At 25.9% G+C, this 19,228-nt stretch carries 18 protein-coding genes, 1 tRNA gene and 1 pseudogene; 5 read left to right on the plus strand and 15 right to left on the minus strand.

Annotation, left to right across the window (positions count from 1 at the left end):
- Window positions 1-107 precede the first annotated feature (107 nt).
- From tusB to D9V68_RS02735, 5 genes are all read right to left on the minus strand, one after another.
- Window positions 108-395, minus strand: coding sequence for a sulfurtransferase complex subunit TusB (gene tusB, locus D9V68_RS02715; protein WP_158358095.1), 288 nt, complete (start codon window positions 393-395; stop codon window positions 108-110).
- Window positions 396-406: 11 nt separating this feature from the next.
- Complete coding sequence (tusC, locus tag D9V68_RS02720; protein WP_158358097.1) at window positions 407-766, minus strand: sulfurtransferase complex subunit TusC; 360 nt, start codon at window positions 764-766, stop codon at window positions 407-409.
- Between the two features lie 18 nt (window positions 767-784).
- On the minus strand, window positions 785-1,171 hold the full coding sequence (tusD, locus tag D9V68_RS02725) for a sulfurtransferase complex subunit TusD (RefSeq protein WP_158358099.1): 387 nt from the start codon (window positions 1,169-1,171) through the stop codon (window positions 785-787).
- Window positions 1,172-1,239: 68 nt separating this feature from the next.
- Window positions 1,240-2,004, minus strand: coding sequence for an FKBP-type peptidyl-prolyl cis-trans isomerase (fkpA, locus tag D9V68_RS02730; protein ID WP_158358101.1), 765 nt, complete (start codon window positions 2,002-2,004; stop codon window positions 1,240-1,242).
- A 290-nt stretch (window positions 2,005-2,294) separates the two neighbouring features.
- Window positions 2,295-3,512: an aspartate aminotransferase family protein gene (locus D9V68_RS02735; RefSeq protein WP_158358103.1), complete on the minus strand. Its 1,218-nt coding sequence runs from the start codon at window positions 3,510-3,512 to the stop codon at window positions 2,295-2,297.
- A 271-nt stretch (window positions 3,513-3,783) separates the two neighbouring features.
- Here D9V68_RS02735 and tsgA point away from each other — a divergent pair, with 271 nt between their 5' ends.
- Entirely contained in the window at window positions 3,784-4,950 is a 1,167-nt protein-coding gene (gene tsgA, locus D9V68_RS02740; protein WP_158358105.1) for an MFS transporter TsgA, read from the plus strand.
- Between the two features lie 77 nt (window positions 4,951-5,027).
- On the opposite strand, the gene trpS is transcribed toward tsgA, so the two are convergent.
- From trpS to aroK, 5 genes are all read right to left on the minus strand, one after another.
- The gene (trpS, locus tag D9V68_RS02745; protein ID WP_158358107.1) at window positions 5,028-6,050 is read right to left on the minus strand and encodes a tryptophan--tRNA ligase; all 1,023 of its coding nucleotides are present in this window, start codon (window positions 6,048-6,050) and stop codon (window positions 5,028-5,030) included.
- Between the two features lie 22 nt (window positions 6,051-6,072).
- Window positions 6,073-6,759 carry a ribulose-phosphate 3-epimerase gene (gene rpe / locus D9V68_RS02750; RefSeq protein ID WP_158358109.1) on the minus strand — a complete coding sequence of 229 codons (687 nt, stop codon included), beginning with the start codon at window positions 6,757-6,759 and terminating at the stop codon, window positions 6,073-6,075.
- 63 nt (window positions 6,760-6,822) lie between these two features.
- Window positions 6,823-7,635 (minus strand): Dam family site-specific DNA-(adenine-N6)-methyltransferase, encoded by an 813-nt coding sequence (locus tag D9V68_RS02755; protein ID WP_158358111.1) that lies wholly within the window; start codon window positions 7,633-7,635, stop codon window positions 6,823-6,825.
- Between the two features lie 261 nt (window positions 7,636-7,896).
- Window positions 7,897-8,979: a 3-dehydroquinate synthase gene (gene aroB, locus D9V68_RS02760; RefSeq protein ID WP_187308324.1), complete on the minus strand. Its 1,083-nt coding sequence runs from the start codon at window positions 8,977-8,979 to the stop codon at window positions 7,897-7,899.
- Between the two features lie 42 nt (window positions 8,980-9,021).
- Window positions 9,022-9,543 (minus strand): shikimate kinase AroK, encoded by a 522-nt coding sequence (gene aroK / locus D9V68_RS02765; protein ID WP_158358116.1) that lies wholly within the window; start codon window positions 9,541-9,543, stop codon window positions 9,022-9,024.
- A gap of 556 nt (window positions 9,544-10,099) precedes the next feature.
- Between aroK and D9V68_RS02770 the strand changes: the two genes are divergently transcribed.
- Window positions 10,100-10,184, plus strand: a tRNA-Ser gene (locus D9V68_RS02770).
- A 43-nt stretch (window positions 10,185-10,227) separates the two neighbouring features.
- Here D9V68_RS02770 and deoD read toward each other — a convergent pair.
- The 3 genes and pseudogenes from deoD to D9V68_RS02785 all read right to left on the minus strand — a co-directional run bounded on the left by deoD (window position 10,228) and on the right by D9V68_RS02785 (window position 13,844).
- Entirely contained in the window at window positions 10,228-10,932 is a 705-nt protein-coding gene (deoD, locus tag D9V68_RS02775; RefSeq protein ID WP_158358118.1) for a purine-nucleoside phosphorylase, read from the minus strand.
- Between the two features lie 25 nt (window positions 10,933-10,957).
- A complete protein-coding gene (locus tag D9V68_RS02780; RefSeq protein ID WP_158358120.1) occupies window positions 10,958-12,202 on the minus strand; it encodes a phosphopentomutase in 1,245 nt (414 codons plus the stop codon).
- A 53-nt stretch (window positions 12,203-12,255) separates the two neighbouring features.
- Window positions 12,256-13,844, minus strand: a pseudogene (locus D9V68_RS02785) (peptide chain release factor 3).
- A 305-nt stretch (window positions 13,845-14,149) separates the two neighbouring features.
- Between D9V68_RS02785 and ansA the strand changes: the two are divergent.
- Window positions 14,150-15,166, plus strand: a complete 1,017-nt coding sequence (gene ansA, locus D9V68_RS02790) for an asparaginase (RefSeq protein ID WP_158358122.1) — start codon at window positions 14,150-14,152, stop codon at window positions 15,164-15,166.
- A 5-nt stretch (window positions 15,167-15,171) separates the two neighbouring features.
- On the opposite strand, the gene D9V68_RS02795 is transcribed toward ansA, so the two are convergent.
- Entirely contained in the window at window positions 15,172-15,747 is a 576-nt protein-coding gene (locus tag D9V68_RS02795) for an NfuA family Fe-S biogenesis protein (protein WP_158358124.1), read from the minus strand.
- A 208-nt stretch (window positions 15,748-15,955) separates the two neighbouring features.
- On the opposite strand from D9V68_RS02795, the gene D9V68_RS02800 reads away from it, so the two are divergent.
- Window positions 15,956-16,642 (plus strand): alpha/beta fold hydrolase, encoded by a 687-nt coding sequence (locus D9V68_RS02800; RefSeq protein ID WP_158358126.1) that lies wholly within the window; start codon window positions 15,956-15,958, stop codon window positions 16,640-16,642.
- A gap of 58 nt (window positions 16,643-16,700) precedes the next feature.
- Here D9V68_RS02800 and D9V68_RS02805 read toward each other — a convergent pair whose 3' ends face one another.
- The gene (locus D9V68_RS02805) at window positions 16,701-17,213 is read right to left on the minus strand and encodes a single-stranded DNA-binding protein (RefSeq protein WP_158358128.1); all 513 of its coding nucleotides are present in this window, start codon (window positions 17,211-17,213) and stop codon (window positions 16,701-16,703) included.
- Between the two features lie 486 nt (window positions 17,214-17,699).
- Between D9V68_RS02805 and dnaB the strand changes: the two genes are divergently transcribed.
- Window positions 17,700-19,079: a replicative DNA helicase gene (gene dnaB / locus D9V68_RS02810; RefSeq protein ID WP_158358130.1), complete on the plus strand. Its 1,380-nt coding sequence runs from the start codon at window positions 17,700-17,702 to the stop codon at window positions 19,077-19,079.
- Window positions 19,080-19,228 lie beyond the last annotated feature (149 nt).

The following is a 19,228-nucleotide window of genomic DNA, read 5'->3' on the forward strand; positions in this document are numbered from 1 at the left end:
TTAATTGATTTTTTAAAAAAATATCAACATAATGTCAATTACACATAAAATATTTTACTATTATGAAGAATTTTAAGATAGGACTATAAATATATAACTTAGTACTTTTACCAAGTCATCTGTTTTTTATGTTTAAGTGTTAATGAAACGAAATGTATATAACTTATAAGAACAAATTCACTCGAAATGTTTTTATGAATACCTCGAGCATAAACATCTTCTTTTATAAGATATAATTTTACTGGAGACAGAACTATACTTTTTAAAAAAATATTATCTGCTAATGCAATCAGTACACCATCTTGTAGTGCTAAAAAATCATCTGATTTTTTCAACATGCTGATGAGGAAAGAAATATTTGTCTCAAAAGGAGATTTCATCAAAGTATGCAACATATTTATACACCCTAAAAATTGATAATTGCATCGTAACTATCTAGTTTTAAACGCAAATTATACGACTCTAATATATCTACATTTAATATAAAATTTTTATTATAATTTAAACCTCGTTCGATTAATGATGATTTACAACAATAAAAATCTTTAATATTATAAAAAGATAGTATAGAAAAAGAAGAGGTATAATTACGTGCTAAAATGTTCTCTGACTGATAACTTTTAATTAATTGTAAAACGCCATCACCAATAAAAAATACAGCTATTTTTTTAAATATTGCAGAAATACTTAAAATAGCATCTAATCCTTCTCTACCAAAACTAGTACCATGTGGAGAATGAGAAAAAATAAAAGCAATCATTTTCATTAAAATACGCACACTTGATTAAAATTGTATTATACGATCACATATTTTTATGGAATTTGCTAATTCCAACAGTCCTGTTATTTGAAAAGAAGGTGCTAAATTACCCTTTTTGACATTCATGTTTAATATTTTTTCATTTTCTATAATACCTCTTCTAAGAGCCGCGCTATTACAAACGTATAGATTGACTTTATGTTTTTTATTTAAATTTTGCCATGCTTTGATTAAATCAAATTCATCAGTTGCTGGTGTGATCATATTATTAGCATTAAGAACTCCATCACAATAAAAAAAAACACTATGTAATATATTTTTTGTTTCTACTAAAGCTTTGCAAAACAAAAAAGCGGTACTTGCATTTTGTGTACCATAAGCAGCACCTGTTACTAATATTGTATAATTCATTTTTTAAAATATTACACCGAAAGATTTTTATTAATACCATTCTTTTAAAATTGATCAATATCAGTATACTACACTGTATTAACTACATCTAATAATTCTATATCAAAGATTAAAGTAGAATTACCAGGAATTCCATTCACCTCTCTTTCTCCATATCCTAAATGAGGCGGTATGACTAACTTAATCTTACCTCCTTTTTTTATATACTTTACACCTTCTTGCCAACCTAATATCACATCTTTTAATATAAATGATATAGGTTTGCCTCTTTTATAAGAATTATCAAATTCTACTCCATTAGTAAATTTTCCTTGATAATGAACAGTAATTTTTGTATTATTTGTCAAAGTCTCTCCTTCTCCTTCTTTTTCTACAAGATATAAAAGACCACTAGATGTTTTTTCTACTCCTTTTACTTTAGAAAAGTTTTTCATGTACAATTCTCCTTGAATAAAATTTTCTTTTATGTTTTTCCCGAATTGAACCTTGGTCGCATTATTTAATTTTTCTTCTAGATTTTTTAAAATTGTAGAAATTTCATGATGCGATAATTTTAAATGGCCAGATATAGCATCTTCAATTCCTTTTAAAAGACTATATTTATCGAAGTTTATTCCTATTTTTTTTTGTTTTTCAAAAGATTGATTTACATAATTACCTAATGAAACACCTAGAGAATAACCTAATTTTTCATTGTTATTTTTAAATGTAAATATATTTTTTACGTTGGAATGAGATTCTGAGTAAATATTAGATAAAGGCACTGAAAAAGATTTTGGAACACATAATATTATAAATAACAATATTATTCTTTTGAAGGGAAAAAAAATCATTTATTACTCCAAAAATACATAAAAGATTATATCTTTAATAATGCAAAATCATTCTTTCTGTATACATGTAAGTTTAAATATTATTAAAATATTCTTACTTTAATTACTGCAAAAGATGTAAAACCGCAATCTTCAAAAGAATTCTTTAAGAATTAAATTATATTGTATATATCAAGATCATGAAATATAGTATTTTTTACTAGAATGTTAAATGATATAGTATTCTTGATTTATATAAAAAAATTTTCTATTTTTTAATTGATAAAGTTAGTCATTCAGTAAAAATATTTTTAAAATAAACACCTTTCTAAAGCACGATGAAAACGTTTCATACCTTCTATAATGTCAATTTTACTAATAATTAGTGATGGTGCTAAACGAATAACATTGTTTCCGGCTGTCAGAAAAATAACACCTTCTAGGAATGAAAATTTTAATATTTCACGTATTTTATAAGAATATTTTGATTTTAATACAATGCCGATTAATAAACCTCGTCCTCTTATTTCTTCAAAAATATTAAAATGCTTATTAATAATATTTAACTCAAAAACTATTTGTTTAAATTTTTTTTCTACTCCAGATAAAACTTTTTCTGTGTTAACAATATCAATAACAGATTCTGCTATCGCACAAGCAAGAGGATTTCCGCCATATGTAGTACCATGTATTCCGACTTTAATTACAGATGCAATTTCATCTGTAGCCAGCATCGCGCTAATTGGAAAACCTCCACCTAATGATTTAGCAAGAGTTAAAATATCTGGAGTAACACCATAATGTTCATAAGAGAATAATTTTCCAGTTCTGCCTATTCCAGTTTGGATCTCATCAAATATTAAAATAATATTATGTTGATTACAGAGCAAACGTAATTCTTTTATGAAAGATTTAGTTGCTGGTATTATTCCTCCTTCTCCTTGAATTAGTTCTACTACTATTGCACAAACATGTTCATTAATTAAATTTTTTACAGTATTAATATCATTAAATGAAGCATGTATTATTCCTGAAGGTTTAGGACCAAAACTATCAGAATATTTTGATTGTCCACCAACGGAAACAGTAAAAAATGTACGTCCATGAAATGAATTATAAAAAGAAATAATTTTATTTTTTTTTAAATTGTATCTTTTACATGAATAATAACGCGCTAATTTAAAAGCGGCTTCATTGGCTTCTGCTCCAGAATTTGCAAAAAAAACTTTCGATGCAAAACTAAATGAAGTTAATTTTTTAGCTAATTTTAAAGTTGGTTCATTTGTAAAAAAATTACTTACATGCCATAACATTTTACTTTGTTTTTTTAATGCTTTATTTAATAAAGAATGACAGTGTCCTAATGATGTTACTGCAATACCACCAGAAAAATCAATGTATTCTTTACCGTCTTGATCCCAGATACGACTACCTTTTCCTTTTACGGGAATAAAAGAAACTGGATTATAAAATGGTAAAATTAATTTATCAAAATTATCTCGTGTAATTAATGTTTTTTTTGATATCATTAAATTTCCTAAAATATATTTATTATAAAATTTTTTATAAAAATATTTTAAATAATATTTAATATACTGTAAATTTTTTAAAATAAAATATACATCATATTTCACTAAAATTAAACTTATTTTATTAAAAAAACTTAAAATCATTTTTTAAGATGATTTAAAAAATAAAATTATTTTATATAGCATTCATTATAAATAAAATAATAAAATGTATAATAATATATTTAATGATATTTTTATAAATTTTAAAATTTATAATAAGGTAACAAAAATGAAAAACATGAACGAAATAGGACTTACATGGATTAGTTTTTTTTCATATGCATTTACAGGTGCATTAGTTGTTGTAACTGGAATGATTATGGGAAATATTGCTAATTATTTTCATTTAACTATATCTGAAATGAGTAATACGTTTACATTTTTAAATGGTGGAATTTTAATATCGATTTTTCTTAATGCTTGGTTAATAGAAATTATATCATTAAAAAAACAACTTATATTTGGATTTATTCTCACTATCATATCTATGATAGGCATAGTTTTCTGTAATAACGTATTTTTATTTTCCATTAATATGTTTATACTTGGATTAGTTAGTGGTATAACTATGTCTATTGGCACATTTATTATTACTAATTTGTATTCAGGAGCAAAAAGAAGTTCTCAATTATTATTAACTGATTCTTTTTTTAGTATGTCAGGAATGATATTCCCAATTATTACGGCTTTTCTTTTAGAAAAAAAAATTATTTGGTATTGGACTTATATTTGTATAGGAGTAATCTATTTACTGATTTTTATTCTGACAATAAATCTAAATTTTAAGCAATTAAAAACTGATATAAAAAAAATCAATAATACACAAGAAAAGTGGAACTGTAACGTGTTATTATTATCAATGTCAGCACTATTGTATATTTTAGGACAATTAGGATTTATTTCTTGGGTTCCACAGTATATTACTGAATACATGCATATTAATATACAAAAAACAGGTAGTTTAGTAAGTAATTTTTGGATGTCTTATATGATTGGTATGTGGTTTTTTAGTTGTATTATTAAATTTTTCGATTTACACCGTATCTTTATATTTCTTACGAGCATTTCTACAGTACTAATGTATGGTTTTATTCATAGTGAAAGTTTTTTAATGCAGAAATGTATGATTATTAGTTTAGGTTTCTTCTCTAGTGCTATTTATACTATTATAATAACATTGGCATCATTGCAAACAAAATATCCTTGTCCAAAATTAATAAATTTAATTTTGCTATTTGGTACAATAGGAACTTTACTAACTTTTGTTGTTACTAGTCCTATAGTAGAAAAAAAAGGATTATATGCTACTTTAATCAGTTCAAATATATTATATGGTATAGTATTTTTTTTATCTATATTAATTTACATAAATAAAAAGAATAAAAAAATTATGTAAAAGTTTTAAAGAATATTATTCTTCATTTAAAATTTAATATTACATTTACAAATAAACTAGAAAAAATAATTTCTGGTTTATTTAAAATATGGAACTAGTCCTAATGTAGAATGTATTATTTTTAAAGTTTCTTCAGATTTTAATCGAGCCTTCATTGCCCCCTCATGTGCTACTTTTTTTAAATAACATTCATCATTACGATAATCATAATACGATCTTTGTAATTTGGATAAAAATTTGGACAAACAATCGGATACAATATTTTTTAATTCTCTATACATCATACCATCTAATTCTTTTAATAAAATATTCATATCTTTATTAGAAATAGCAGAAAGAATCTCTAATAAATTTGAAATTCCTGGTTTATTTTCTATATTATAATCTATTTTCGATGGTCTTTCTGAATCAGTGACAGCATGCTTTATTTTTAAAGAAACGGATTTTATATCATCTAACAAAAAAATTACATTGTTTTTGTTTGTATCAGATTTAGACATCTTTTTTTGTGGTTCTAATAAAGACATAATTTTAGAACCATATTGATGAATCAAAGGTTTTGGTAATTTAAATATATTTCCATATATCGAATTAAAACGATTGGCTATATTCCGCGTTAATTCTACATGTTGTTTTTGATCTTTTCCTACTGGAACAAAATTAGTTTGGTATAACAAAATATCTGCTGCCATTAAAACTGGATAATTAAACAAACCTAAATTTGTTTGTTTTACATGATTTTTTTCTACATTTCTCTTTACTTTAAATTGTGTCATACGGAGCAGTTCTGAAAATTGACTAAAACAATTTAAAATCCAACTTAATTGACTGTGTTGATAAACATGAGATTGAATAAAAATAATACTTTTTTTTGGATCTACTCCACATGCTAAATAAAATGATAATGTATCTAATGTATTTTTACTTAAACACATATTTTTTTCTTGAGCAGTTAATGCATGTAGATCAGCAATACAGTATAAACAATCATATTTTTTTTGCATTATAGACCAATGTCGCATTGTGCCAATATAATTACCAATAGTTAAATTTCCAGAAGGTTGTACGGCACTAAATAAAATAGGTTTTAAAAATAGCATAGTATATATTCCACATAAAAAATTAATGAATCAATCTTGAATAAGTATGCTCTAATTCTCGTCGAATTTTTTTAATAATTAAATCATAATTAGAATATTTAAATAATCCAGAACCAATTACAAAAACATTAGCTCCAGAAAATGCTATTTCAGCAATATTTTCCAATTTAACCCCCCCATCAACCTCTAACAGAATATCAGAAAAATTAGAATCGATAATTTTTCTTACTTGACGTAATTTATTAAATGTAGATGGTAAAAAAGACTGATTCCCAAATCCTGGATTTACTGACATTAATAAAATCAAGTCTAATTTTTCTAATATATAATCAAGAAAGTTTAGAGGAGTTGCCGGATTGAAAGCCAGTCCTACTTTACATCCATGATCTTTAATTAAATGTACTGTTCGTTCAATGTGATCTGTGGCTTCAGGATGGAAAGTAATAAAAGTAGCTCCAGCTTTAGCAAACTGAGGAATTAAATTATCTACTGGTTTTACCATTAAATGTACATCAATAGGTGCTTTAATATTATAATTACGTAATGATTCTAAGATCATAGGACCCATAGTTAAATTAGGTACGTAATGATTATCCATAACATCAAAATGTATTAAATCACTCCCTGCATCTATTACTTTTTGAGTGTCTTCTCCTAAACGTGCAAAATCAGCAGATAAAATTGATGAAGCTAAAAAAAACTTTTTCATATTAATTTTCCTATCTTTGTTTCACATCCATTAATCTTATATATAATGTACAAAGTAATAATATTAATTATATAACGCCAATAATTCATTAATGTTTTTTCGACTATTTATAGTGCAACCAATAGAACGTTTAGATTTTACAAAATATAAAAAAGCTTTTTGATATAATAAACGTGTTAAAAAAACATCTTGATTTGATATTAGAAAAGGAATAGATCGATTTTTAAAAATAGATTCTATAAGATAGACTAGTTTTTTGTGTTCATAGAAATCAAAATTATTAATATAATATCCAGTAAAATTAGAAGTTTTAGATAAAGGAATATAAGGTGGATCACAGTATACTACTGAATCAGTCGTAATATTTTTTAATGTAACATTATAAGAAGAACATGTAAAAACTGCTTTTTGAGCGTGTTCAGAAAACTGATATAATTCTTTTTGTGGAAAGTATGGTTTTTTATAACGACCAAAAGGTACATTAAACTCTCCTTTTAAATTATATCGACATAATCCATTATAACAATGTCTGTTTAAATATAAAAAAATTAGAGCTTTATCATAGTTATTAGAACTAGTATTAAATATAGTACGATGCATAGAATAAAAATCTAACTTATTAGTACGAGGAGTAAAAAACACTTGTGCATCATCAACAAAATCTAAAACACGTGTTTTAACAATATTAAATAAATTAATAAGATCACTATTAATATCTGCTAAAATATAACTATGATAATTAGTGTTCAAAAACACTGAACCGGCACCTACAAAGGGTTCAATTAGACATTTTCTTTCTGGAAGAATTTTAAGAATATCATCTAATATTAAATACTTTCCCCCTGCCCATTTTAAAAAAGAGCGTTTTTTTTTCATAAAATGTCTGTATTTTTTTATGGATTAATTTAAAGTAAAAGTATCTCTTAAAAGATTTAAAATATTATCTTTACTGTTCATAGTTTTATTTTTATTTTTTTAAAAATATTAATTATAAAAGTTTTTTATATTTAATATAACTCTTACCTTAAAATATCGGATGTATAATTTTTTATTAAAGAATAAAACTATAAGAGCAAAAAACATAATTAAAAATTTAATACTAGTATTAATGATTGTAATTTTTTAGATAATAAAAATTTACTGAGAATCTTTAATCGCAGTTAGAATAATGTTTTTATCTATATTACTGTAAATTTCTGCTTTTCCAATAGTCAATGGTAGGACTAATCTAATTTCTCCTGAAATAACTTTTTTATCTCTCATCATATGAGGAATATACGAAGCAGCTGACATATTTTTAGGTCCTTTTACAGGCAAACCAGTTCTTTTTAAAAGCATCAGTATTCTTTTAAAATCTTTTGTTTTTAAGTATCCTAATAATTCCGCGGTACGTGCAGCCATAACCATACCTGCCGATATTGCTTCACCATGAAGCCAATTACCATAACCTGCATGCACTTCAATAGCATGACCATAGGTATGACCAAGATTTAATAGTGCTCTTAAATTCTTTTCTCTCTCGTCAAGAGCAATTAATTGGGCTTTCAGTTGACAGCATTTTTTTATACAATAAGACATGGCGTTATGATTAAGAGATAAAATAATTTCAATATTTTCTTCTAACCAAGAAAAAAAAGCTTCATCAAAAATAATAGCATATTTAATAACTTCTGCCATACCAGATACTAGTTCGTTATAAGGTAGTGTTTTTAAACAATCGATATCGATAATTACAGAAGATGGTTGCCAAAAACAACCTATCATATTCTTTCCGAGCAAATGATTAACTGATGTTTTTCCACCAATAGAAGCATCTACTTGAGATAGAAGAGTAGTTGGTATTTGAATAAATCGTACACCTCTCTGATAAACAGAAGCCGCAAAACCAGTTAAGTCACCTATGACTCCTCCACCTAATGCAATTAAAGTTGTATCACGTGCATGTTTTTTTTCTAATAAAGCAGAAATAATTAATTCCATTTCATTTAATGTTTTATATTGTTCTCCATCTGATAGAATTACTTGATCTATTTTTATTCCAGATTTTCTTAAATGATAAAAAACTTTATCTTTTAAAAGATTAGCTAGTGTTTTATTAGTTACTAGCATAGCTTGATCTCCTGGTTTTAAAGGCCAAAAGATATTATCTTCTTGAATAATTCCAGATCCTATATTAATAGGATAACTACGGTTTCCTAGAATAACATTTAACTTTTCCAAAATTCTTTACACTCCATAAATTTTTTTATTCTAAGTGTTTCACTATATTTTTTCTAATAAGCGAATGATATTAAAAGCTACAGATTTCGCACTTTTGTCATCAGTTTGCACTGTAATATCTGCTATTTCTTCATATAAAGGATTTCTTTCATGAGCTAAAGTTTCTAATATAATACGATTTGAAGTAGAAACCTGTAATAACGGTCTTTTTTTGTCTCTTTTAGTACGCAATAATTGTTTTTCAATCGTTGTTTCTAAATAGATGACGATGCCTCGAGCTGATAAAAAATTACGAGTTTCTTTAAACTTTACTGATCCTCCTCCGGTAGCAAGAACAATACCTTGTTTGGTAGTTAATTCATCAATAATTTTTTTTTCTCTTGCACGAAAGCCAATTTCACCCTCTACGTCAAAAACCCAATTTATATCAGCACCAGTACGTTTCTCAATCTCTTGATCGGAATCAAAAAATTCCATATTAAGTTGTTGAGACAATTGACGACCAATAGTACTTTTTCCAGCACCCATCGGTCCAACTAGAAAGATATTTCGTTTTTCTGCCATTTTTTTATTACTAAGATAATTCGTTAATAAAACCGATGCTCAGCATATTTTGCTGGCAGGACATAAATACATATTATTAAAATAGAATAAAATCAATTATTTTTTAAAATATATGAAAATATCTTATGGTATTTCTTTAGCAAAAAATAAAATACTTACAAAAATTTTAATGAAATTATTCTAAATTAAAGATTAATAAATCTTTAGAAAAATAATTATTTTTTCATTAATAAATTTGATCCTTTAAATTAATCTTATAAAAATCATTGTACTAAAATACCAAAGATAAATTAAAATTTATTTAAAATATTGAGCACATACATTCAAAATTTATTCTATCAGAATCAGAATAATGTTTTCTATTTTTCTTTTAAAAAGATATATTTTATTGTTAAATACAAAAAAAATAAACTTATAAAGTTTATTTTTTTTATATATTGCTAACTGATACTGAAAAAGATTTAATCAAGTAAAAACTTGACTTAGTCTATTTTTTTAGATTAGTATATTATATAAAATATAAAAATATTTTTAGTATAGCATATAAAATAAACATGGTGAGATGTCCGAGAGGCTTAAGGAGCACGCCTGGAAAGCGTGTATATGGAAACGTATCAAGGGTTCGAATCCCTTTCTCACCAAAAAATATATATATCGTTCTAATTAGATATGCAATAATACCTATTATATAGTAGATTCCAAAGCTAATTTAATCATATCATCAAAACTGGATTCTCTATCTTTTGATGAAAGACTTTCTTTTTTTAAAATATGATCAGATACAGTGCATATTGATAATGCTTGAGTTTTAAATTCAGAAGCTACTGCATATATTCCTGAAGTTTCCATATCTACTCCAATAATATTGTATTTTTTTAAAATATGCAGAATTTCTGTATCATCATTATAAAAAGAATCTGTCGTAAAAAAATTACCTATACAAACTTTAATATTCATTTTTTTTGCTACTTGAACTGTATTATGCAGCATATCAAAATCTGCAATCGCCGCAAAATCGTGATTATTAAATCTTATTCTATTCACTTTGGAATCAGTAGAAGCACCCATGCTAATTACTATATCACGTAAATGTATATCATCTCGTACAGCACCACAAGTTCCTATACGAATAATTTTTTTTACATGATATTCGAGAATTAATTCTCTTACATAAAGAGAAGCAGATGGTATTCCAATACCATGACTCATTACTGATATTTTTTTATTTTTAAAATATCCAGTATAAGCTAACATCAAACGAGTATTATTTATTTGAACATAATTATTTAAATATTTTTCAGCAATATATTTAGCTCGTACTGGATCTCCTGGCATAAGAACTGTATCTGAAAAATCATTAATTTTACTATTGATATGAACTGTAGACACTTTTTTTTCCTTTTTAAAAAATGAATTAATAGTTTATAGAACTTTCAAGCATATTTTCACCGTATAACATATCAGATAATAAAAAATATTTTGCAATGGTTTGACCTATATCAGAATAAGTTTTTCGATGACCTAAAAAATTAGTTTTAATACCTGGAGAATAAATTAACACAGGAACGTTTTCTCGTGTATGATCTGTTCCTTTCCATGTTGGATCACATCCATGATCTGCAGTTAAAATTAATAAATCATTTTTTTTGACTAAATCTATTATTTCAGATAATCTTTGATCAAAAAATTCTAAACCTCTAGCATATCCCGAAACATCACGACGATGTCCCCAACTTGAATCAAAATCTACTAAATTAGTAAAAATCATCGTGTTATCTTCTGTGGCTAATTTCATTTCATGAATAGTGGTATTACACAACTCGTTTAAACCAGTAGATTTAATATTTTTACTTATTCCTACACCAGCATAAATATCAGAAACTTTACCAATAGCAATTACTTTTCCTTGTTTTTCTTCTATAAGTTTTTTCATGACTGTTGTAGAAAAAGGCCTAATTGAAAAATCACGTCTATTACCTGTACGTTCGAAATTATATTTATTTTTTCCGATAAAGGGCCTTGCAATTACTCTTGCAACTTTATATTTATATTGATCTAAAATACAACGAATAGTGTTACATAATTTATATAGATCTAGCAAACCAAAAAAATCTTCATGACATGCAATTTGAATAACGGAATCTGATGAAGTATATAAAATTGGCTTTCTCGTCTTGATGTGTTCTTCACCTAAATCTTGTATAATATCAGTTCCTGAAGCATGACAATTGCCAATAAAACCTGTTAATTTAGTAATTTGTAAAATTTTTTCTAATAAATTATCAGGAACACTATTGTATTTTTTATGAAAATAAAACCAATCATCTAAAACTGGTACTCCAGCAATTTCCCAATGCCCTGAAGTAGTGTCTTTTCCTGAAGATATCTCGCTAGCAAAACCATAACTAGCAATAACGTTCAAATTACCATCATATCCTAAAGGATATTCTCCTGTAGATTCTTTGGTCGCATTTATTATTCCTAATTTTACTAAATTAGGAATATATAAAGAACCTTTTCTTTTAATATTAGCTTCGCCTAAAAAACACTTTTCTACTATGTGTCCAAATGTATTTGAACCAACATCATTAAATTTGTAAGCATCAGGACTAGAACCTATGCCAAAAGAATCTAAAACAATTAAAAAAACTCGTTTCATTTTTAAATTTCCACAAAATTAATTAAAAAATATCTTTTAAATTTTTTAAAATATTATTGTTCTCGTACTTTATCGAAAAAAATATCAGTATACTGGATCATGGCTATATTTAGATTGGCAAGACTAGGTGCTAAATATATTAAAGTATTACAGGCATCATATGCTAAATAAGAATTGTTATTTTTTTTAAAATTATCAAAAACATGATTATTTTTAGATCTAATCCAGCGAGCAGAAGCAATATTAACTTTTTCATATATTGCATCTATATTATATTCTATCCTTAATCTTGCTATAACAACATCAAATTGTAATGTTCCAATCGTACCTAAAATTATATTATTATTAAGAACAGGACGAAATACTTGAACAGCACCTTCTTCTGATAACTGAATCAAACCTTTCATTAATTGTTTTTGCTTGAGAGGGTTTTTTAAATAAATACGACGAAATATTTCTGGAGCAAAAGTTGGTATACCAATAAATTTAATTTCTTCTCCTTCTGTAAAAGAATCTCCAATTTTAATTGTTCCATGATTATGTAGTCCTATAACATCACCTGGATAAGCTTTATTTATTAAGATTCTATCTCCAGCTAAAAACGAAAAAGCATCAGAAATGATGATATCTTTTTTTATTCGTACGTGTCTTAATTTCATTCCTTTTGTATATTGTCCTGAAACAATTCTCATAAAAGCTATTCGATCGCGATGTTTTAAATCCATATTAGCCTGAATTTTAAATATAAAACCTGTAAAATTTTTTTCTTCGGGATTCACTCTTCTTATGTTACTTTGACGATATAATGGAGATGGAGCCCATTTTATAAAACCAGTTAGTAGATGATCAATTCCAAAATTTTTAAGTGCACTACCAAAAAAAACAGGTGTTGAAATACCTCGTAAAAATTTTTTATTATCAAATTGTGGATATACATTTACAATCAAATCTAATTCTTGACGAATCTGTACCGCTAGTTCTTTCCCAATATATTGTTCCAATAAAATACTAGACGAGCTAAAAAAATTTTTATCAGTCAATATTTTTCTATTTTTTTTTTTTTATATAAGCAAAAAAATTTATCATATATATGATATACGCCTTTAAAGTTTTTTCCACAACTTATAGGCCAGGTAATTGGAATACAATGCAATTTTAATTTTTTCTCGATTTCATCTAAAATATCTATTGGTTCTCGACTATCGCGATCTAGCTTATTAATAAAAGTAATGATAGGAGTATTATGAATACGCGTAACATCTATTAATTTTTTTGTTTGTTCTTCTATACCTTTAGCAGCATCAATAATCACTAGACAACAATCTACAGCAGTAAGAATACGATATGTATCTTCTGAAAAATCTTTATGACCTGGAGTATCTAATAAATTCATTAAAATATCTTTATAAAAAAACTGCATAACAGAAGTGGTTACAGAAATACCTCGTTCTTTTTCAATACTCATCCAATCTGATTTTGCATATTTTCCATTTTCTCTTCCCTTTATTGTTCCAGGAGCACGAATTGCTTTCGCACAAAATAATATTCTTTCAGTAATAGTAGTTTTTCCAGCATCAGGATGAGAAATAATAGCAAAAGTTCTTCTTTTACTTAATTCCTGTTCATGATTTAAATTAAACATATATACACTCGTTTGAAAATACTTAATTTTAAAAACTCATAAAAATATAATATATTAAAATAATTATTTGTTTTAATTAAAAATATTATTATAAGTTTATTTTAAAGAGCTTTTATAAGTCACCTTGATTTATTTTTAAAAAATAGTAAGATTATAAAAAATTATATATATGATATATACATAATTTTATTAATCTTAAATATTTTAAAATTCTTTACATACATTTAAATCTAATAATATTTTAAATGTTATTATAATATAGATAATAATAGCATATTACATAAATGATAAAACAGAGTTTCTCAATGAAGAAAAAGTTTATATATATTGCATATACAGGTGGAACTATCGGTATGCAAAAATCAAAATATGGATATGTTCCTGTTTCTGGATATCTTCAAAAACAACTTCTAAGAATGCCTGAATTTCATAGTCAAGAAATGCCAAACGTTACGATTAAAGAATATGAACCATTAATTGATTCTGCTAACATGACACCAATAGAATGGCAAATGATTGCTTATGATATCGAAAAAAATTATCATCAATATGATGGATTTGTCATTCTTCATGGAACCGATACTATGGCATACACAGCTTCTGCTCTATCATTTATATTAGAAAATCTAGAAAAGCCTGTAATTGTAACTGGTTCTCAAATTCCTTTATCAGAAATTCGATCTGATGGTCGTCAAAATCTATTAAATTCTCTTTTAATGGCAGCTCATCATCCTATTAATGAAGTTACTTTATTTTTTAACTATAGACTTTATAGAGGAAACAGAACAACTAAATCACATGCTGACGGTTTTGATGCCTTTTCTTCACCTAATTTAGAACCATTATTAGAAGTTGGTGTCAATATTCGCTATCTTTGTAAAGAAAAATTAGAAAAAAATCAAAAAAAACTAAAGGTTTATCAAATAACACCTCAACCTATTAGTATTATTACTATTTATCCAGGAATTTCTAATAAAGTTATTCAAAATTTTTTATTACATCCAGTTAGAGCATTAATTTTATGCACATACGGAATTGGAAATGCTCCTCAAAATAGAGATTTTTTACAAGAGTTGCATATTGCATGTCATCAAAAAAACATTATTATTATTAATTTAACACAGTGTGCATCAGGAAGAGTAGATATGAACGGATATGCAACTGGAAGCTCTCTCATAAAAGTTGGAGTTATTAGTGGTTATGATTTAACAATAGAAGCTGCGTTAACAAAATTGCACTTTTTACTTAGTCAAGATATTTCTAAAGAAAGCATTTGTCTTCAAATGCAAAACAATTTGCGTGGAGAATTAACCCCTCTATAATAAAATTAATAAAAAGAATGCTGTCCATGTAAATGTTCTGTTTTGTCATATACTTTTTTTATTTCGGGAAAAGAAGCTAATAACTTTTTTTCAACTGTCTCTTTTAAAGTCAATCCAATCATAGAACATCCATTACAACCTCCACTAAATTGTATTGTAGCAGTCCCATTTTTATCAAATTTAATTAAATTTACTTGTCCTCCATGACTTGATAACTGGGGATTAATTTCAATATTCAAAAAATATTTTATTTTTTCTTCTAATGAAGACGTTTTTTGAGAAATATTAACTTTGGCATATGGTGCTTTTAATGTTAATTGAGAACCGAGTTTGTCTACTATAAGATCGATTTCTGCATTTTTAAAATAAGAAAGAATATTTTTATTAACATAAACAAAAAATCCATCATATTTTAATTGAATATCTAATTCTTCTATTTCATTTTTAGGACAAAATGCAACTCCACATTCTGCACTAGGAGTGCCGGGGTTAACTATAAAAACACGTATTTGGGTGCCCATTGATTCATTAGATAAGAGTGTTTTGAAATGTTTTTGTGCATTTTTAGAAATAGTTATCATAAAATTTATTTTAATAAATGTTTGTTTAATTAACAATTTTACTAATTTATTTTAAAAAAACAAGAATATTTCACTATAATCTAAATATTTTTTATATAAAATCATATAAAGAGAAATCGAAACAAATGAAAAAATTTTATTGGACTACTATAGGAACAGGAAAAATAAATATAATTCTATTAAGTGGCTGGGGAATTAATTCGAAAATATGGTTGTGTATTATTCAAAAACTCCATTTTTTTTTAAATTTTATTTGATTGATTTGCCTGGATGTGGAATAAATCAACATATGTCTTCTATAAAAATAGAAGAAATAATTGAAATCTTATATAATAAGATGCCTAAAAATTCTATTTGGTTAGGATGGTCTATAGGTGGATTAATTGCAAGTCGTTTTGTATTATCTTATCCAGAACACACTTTAGCTTTAATTACTGTAGCCTCTTCTCCATGTTTTGTAGAAAAAAAAAACTGGCCGGGAATAAAGAAATATACTGCATATAAATTTTATTCTGATTTACAAACAAATTACTTTAAAACAATAAATAATTTTTTCTATTTACAACAAAAATATACAAAAAAATATTTTTATAATTCAAATAAGTTAAAAGAAATAATACTTTCTCAATCCCAACCTAATAGGGAATTTTTAAAAAATGGTTTGGAAATAATTTGTTCTATAGATTTGCGTTTAGAAATGACTTTGATAAAAGTTCCTTTTTTGCGAATATATGGGTCAATAGATGGATTGGTTCCTAAAGAAATTAAAAATATACTTGACAAGATATGGCTTAATACTGATTCAGTTATTATAAAACAAGCTGCTCATATTCCACATGTCTCACATCCAAAAGAATTTTGTTCTATTTTGCTGAATTTTAAAAATTTACTTTAAAATATAAGCGTATGGCCCCAAAACGTTGGGGCCTTAATTAAGTTTTTATAAGATTATATTAAAAAGGAATTTCATCGTCAAAGTCTATTTCTGCAGAAGAATTAATTAAATCCTTATTTGATTTATAGGATTCTGTATTTTTTTCAAAATCTACTTGAGCTGTTTTTTTTGTTTTAACTAAATTGCTATTATGATTTGTTTGTACTGTTTGTAAATGAGAATTACGACTACCCAACATTTGCATAGTTCCACCAATATTCACAACAATTTCTGTAGTATAACGTTCTAAACCATTTTGATCTTGCCATTTTCTAGTTTGTAGTGACCCTTCAATATATACTTGAGAACCTTTTCGAAGATATTCACCAGCAATTTCTGCTAATTTTCCAAATAATACTATTCTATGCCACTCCGTTTTTTCTTTATTTTCTCCAGTATTTTTATCTTTCCAATTTTCAGAAGTTGCTAAAGTCATATTTACTACTGCATTACCATTGGGCATATACCGAACTTCGGGATCTTGCCCTAAATGTCCAATAAGAATAACTTTATTAACACCTCTACTTGCCATAATACAAACTCCATTTTTTGAATTTGATACACAAAAATAATATATTTATATATAAGTAACAAATTATACATGGTAAATATTTTATTTAGTACAATCAAATCTATAAAAATGCTATATTATTTTTTCTTTTCTAAGAAAATATTTATTTTTTTAAAATAATATTAATTATAATGTTTTAAAAATATCAAGATCTATTTATTAAACAGAAATCTTTGACATTTGAAATAGTATTTAATGTATAAAAATATTTTATTAATATAAACATTTAATATACTTTAAAAATAATTATTACTCATCAAAGATAAATAAAAAATTTTTTTATACATATTTAAATATGATTGTAAAACTAAAAAAATACATTGTATTTTATAAAAATATTTACATATAAAAAATGACTTAAATAGATTAGTCCTTAGATAGTGTATTATTGCAATATTAAGATATAATTTCAGAGAAATTCACTAAATAACGGTATATGCAATAAATATGACTAAGAATAAATTGTATTTAAATCAAATTAACAGATTAAAGATTCCACCTCATTCTTTAGAAGCAGAGCAGTCAGTATTAGGTGGTTTAATGTTAGATAATGAACAATGGGATACAGTTTCAGAACATGTGGTTGCTGATGATTTTTTTAGTAAACCTCATCGTTTAATATTTCAAGAAATGCAACAACTTCTTGATCTAGGGTATCCAATTGATTTAATCACTCTATCTGAATCTTTAGAACAAAAGGGAAAATTAGAAAGTGTAGGTAGATTTTCTTATTTAGCAGAACTATCAAAAAATACTCCTAGTACAGCAAATATTACTGCATATGCTGATATAGTTCGAGAACGTGCAATAGTAAGAGAAATGATATTAGTAGCTAACAAAATAGCCAATGCTGGATATGATACACAAGGTCGAAAAAGTGAAGAGCTATTAGATTATGCGGAATCTAGTGTATTTAAAATTGCAGAAAAACGTTTTAAAAAAGATTCAGGACCCAAAAATATCGAACAAATTCTTGATGAAACTGTTGCTAGTATTGAAAAATTATTTTTATCACCTCATGATGGAGTAACAGGAATTAATACAGGATATCAAGACTTAAATAAAAAAACATCAGGTTTACAACGTTCTGAACTCATTATTATCGCCGCTCGACCTTCAATGGGAAAAACAACATTTGCAATGAATTTATGTGAAAATGCTGCTATGTTATATGATAAACCAGTTCTGATATTTAGTTTAGAAATGCCTGGAGAACAAATTATGATGCGCATGTTAGCTTCATTATCTAGAGTTAATCAAGCACGAATTCGAACTGGACAATTGAACGATGAGGATTGGGCACGTATGTCTGGTACAATCAATATTCTTCTGAAAAAAAAGAATATTTATATTGATGATTCTTCAGCATTAACTCCTAGTGAAGTACGTTCAAGAGCACGTCGTATTTACCGTGAAAATAACGGATTAACATTAATTATGGTTGATTATCTTCAGTTAATGAGAGTACCTTCTTTATCTGAAAATAGAACCCTTGAAATTGCAGAAATATCTAGAACTTTAAAAGCATTGGCAAAAGAACTTCAAGTTCCAGTAATAGCATTATCACAACTTAATCGCTCTTTAGAACAAAGATCTGATAAAAGACCAGTAAATTCAGATTTACGTGAATCAGGTTCGTTAGAACAAGATGCTGATTTAATCATGTTTATATACCGTGATGAAATTTATCATGAAAATAGTGATTTTAAAGGAATTGCAGAAATAATAATAGGAAAACAAAGAAATGGTCCAATTGGAACAGTATGTCTAACTTTTAACGGACACTGGTCCAGATTTGATAACTATGCTGGTCCTAAATATGACTAAATATTAAAAGTTTTGTCAATTTACAAATAAAATAAATTATAACTATTAAAAAATATTTTTTTAATTATTTAATAATAACAGAATTGATCTTTTTTTAAATTAATTATTAAATGCTTCAAACTATTTTTATTTATAAAATGAAAATTTTT

The sequence above is a fragment of the Buchnera aphidicola (Hyperomyzus lactucae) genome, from assembly GCF_005081705.1.
GTDB classification, from domain to species: domain Bacteria; phylum Pseudomonadota; class Gammaproteobacteria; order Enterobacterales; family Enterobacteriaceae; genus Buchnera; species Buchnera aphidicola_Y.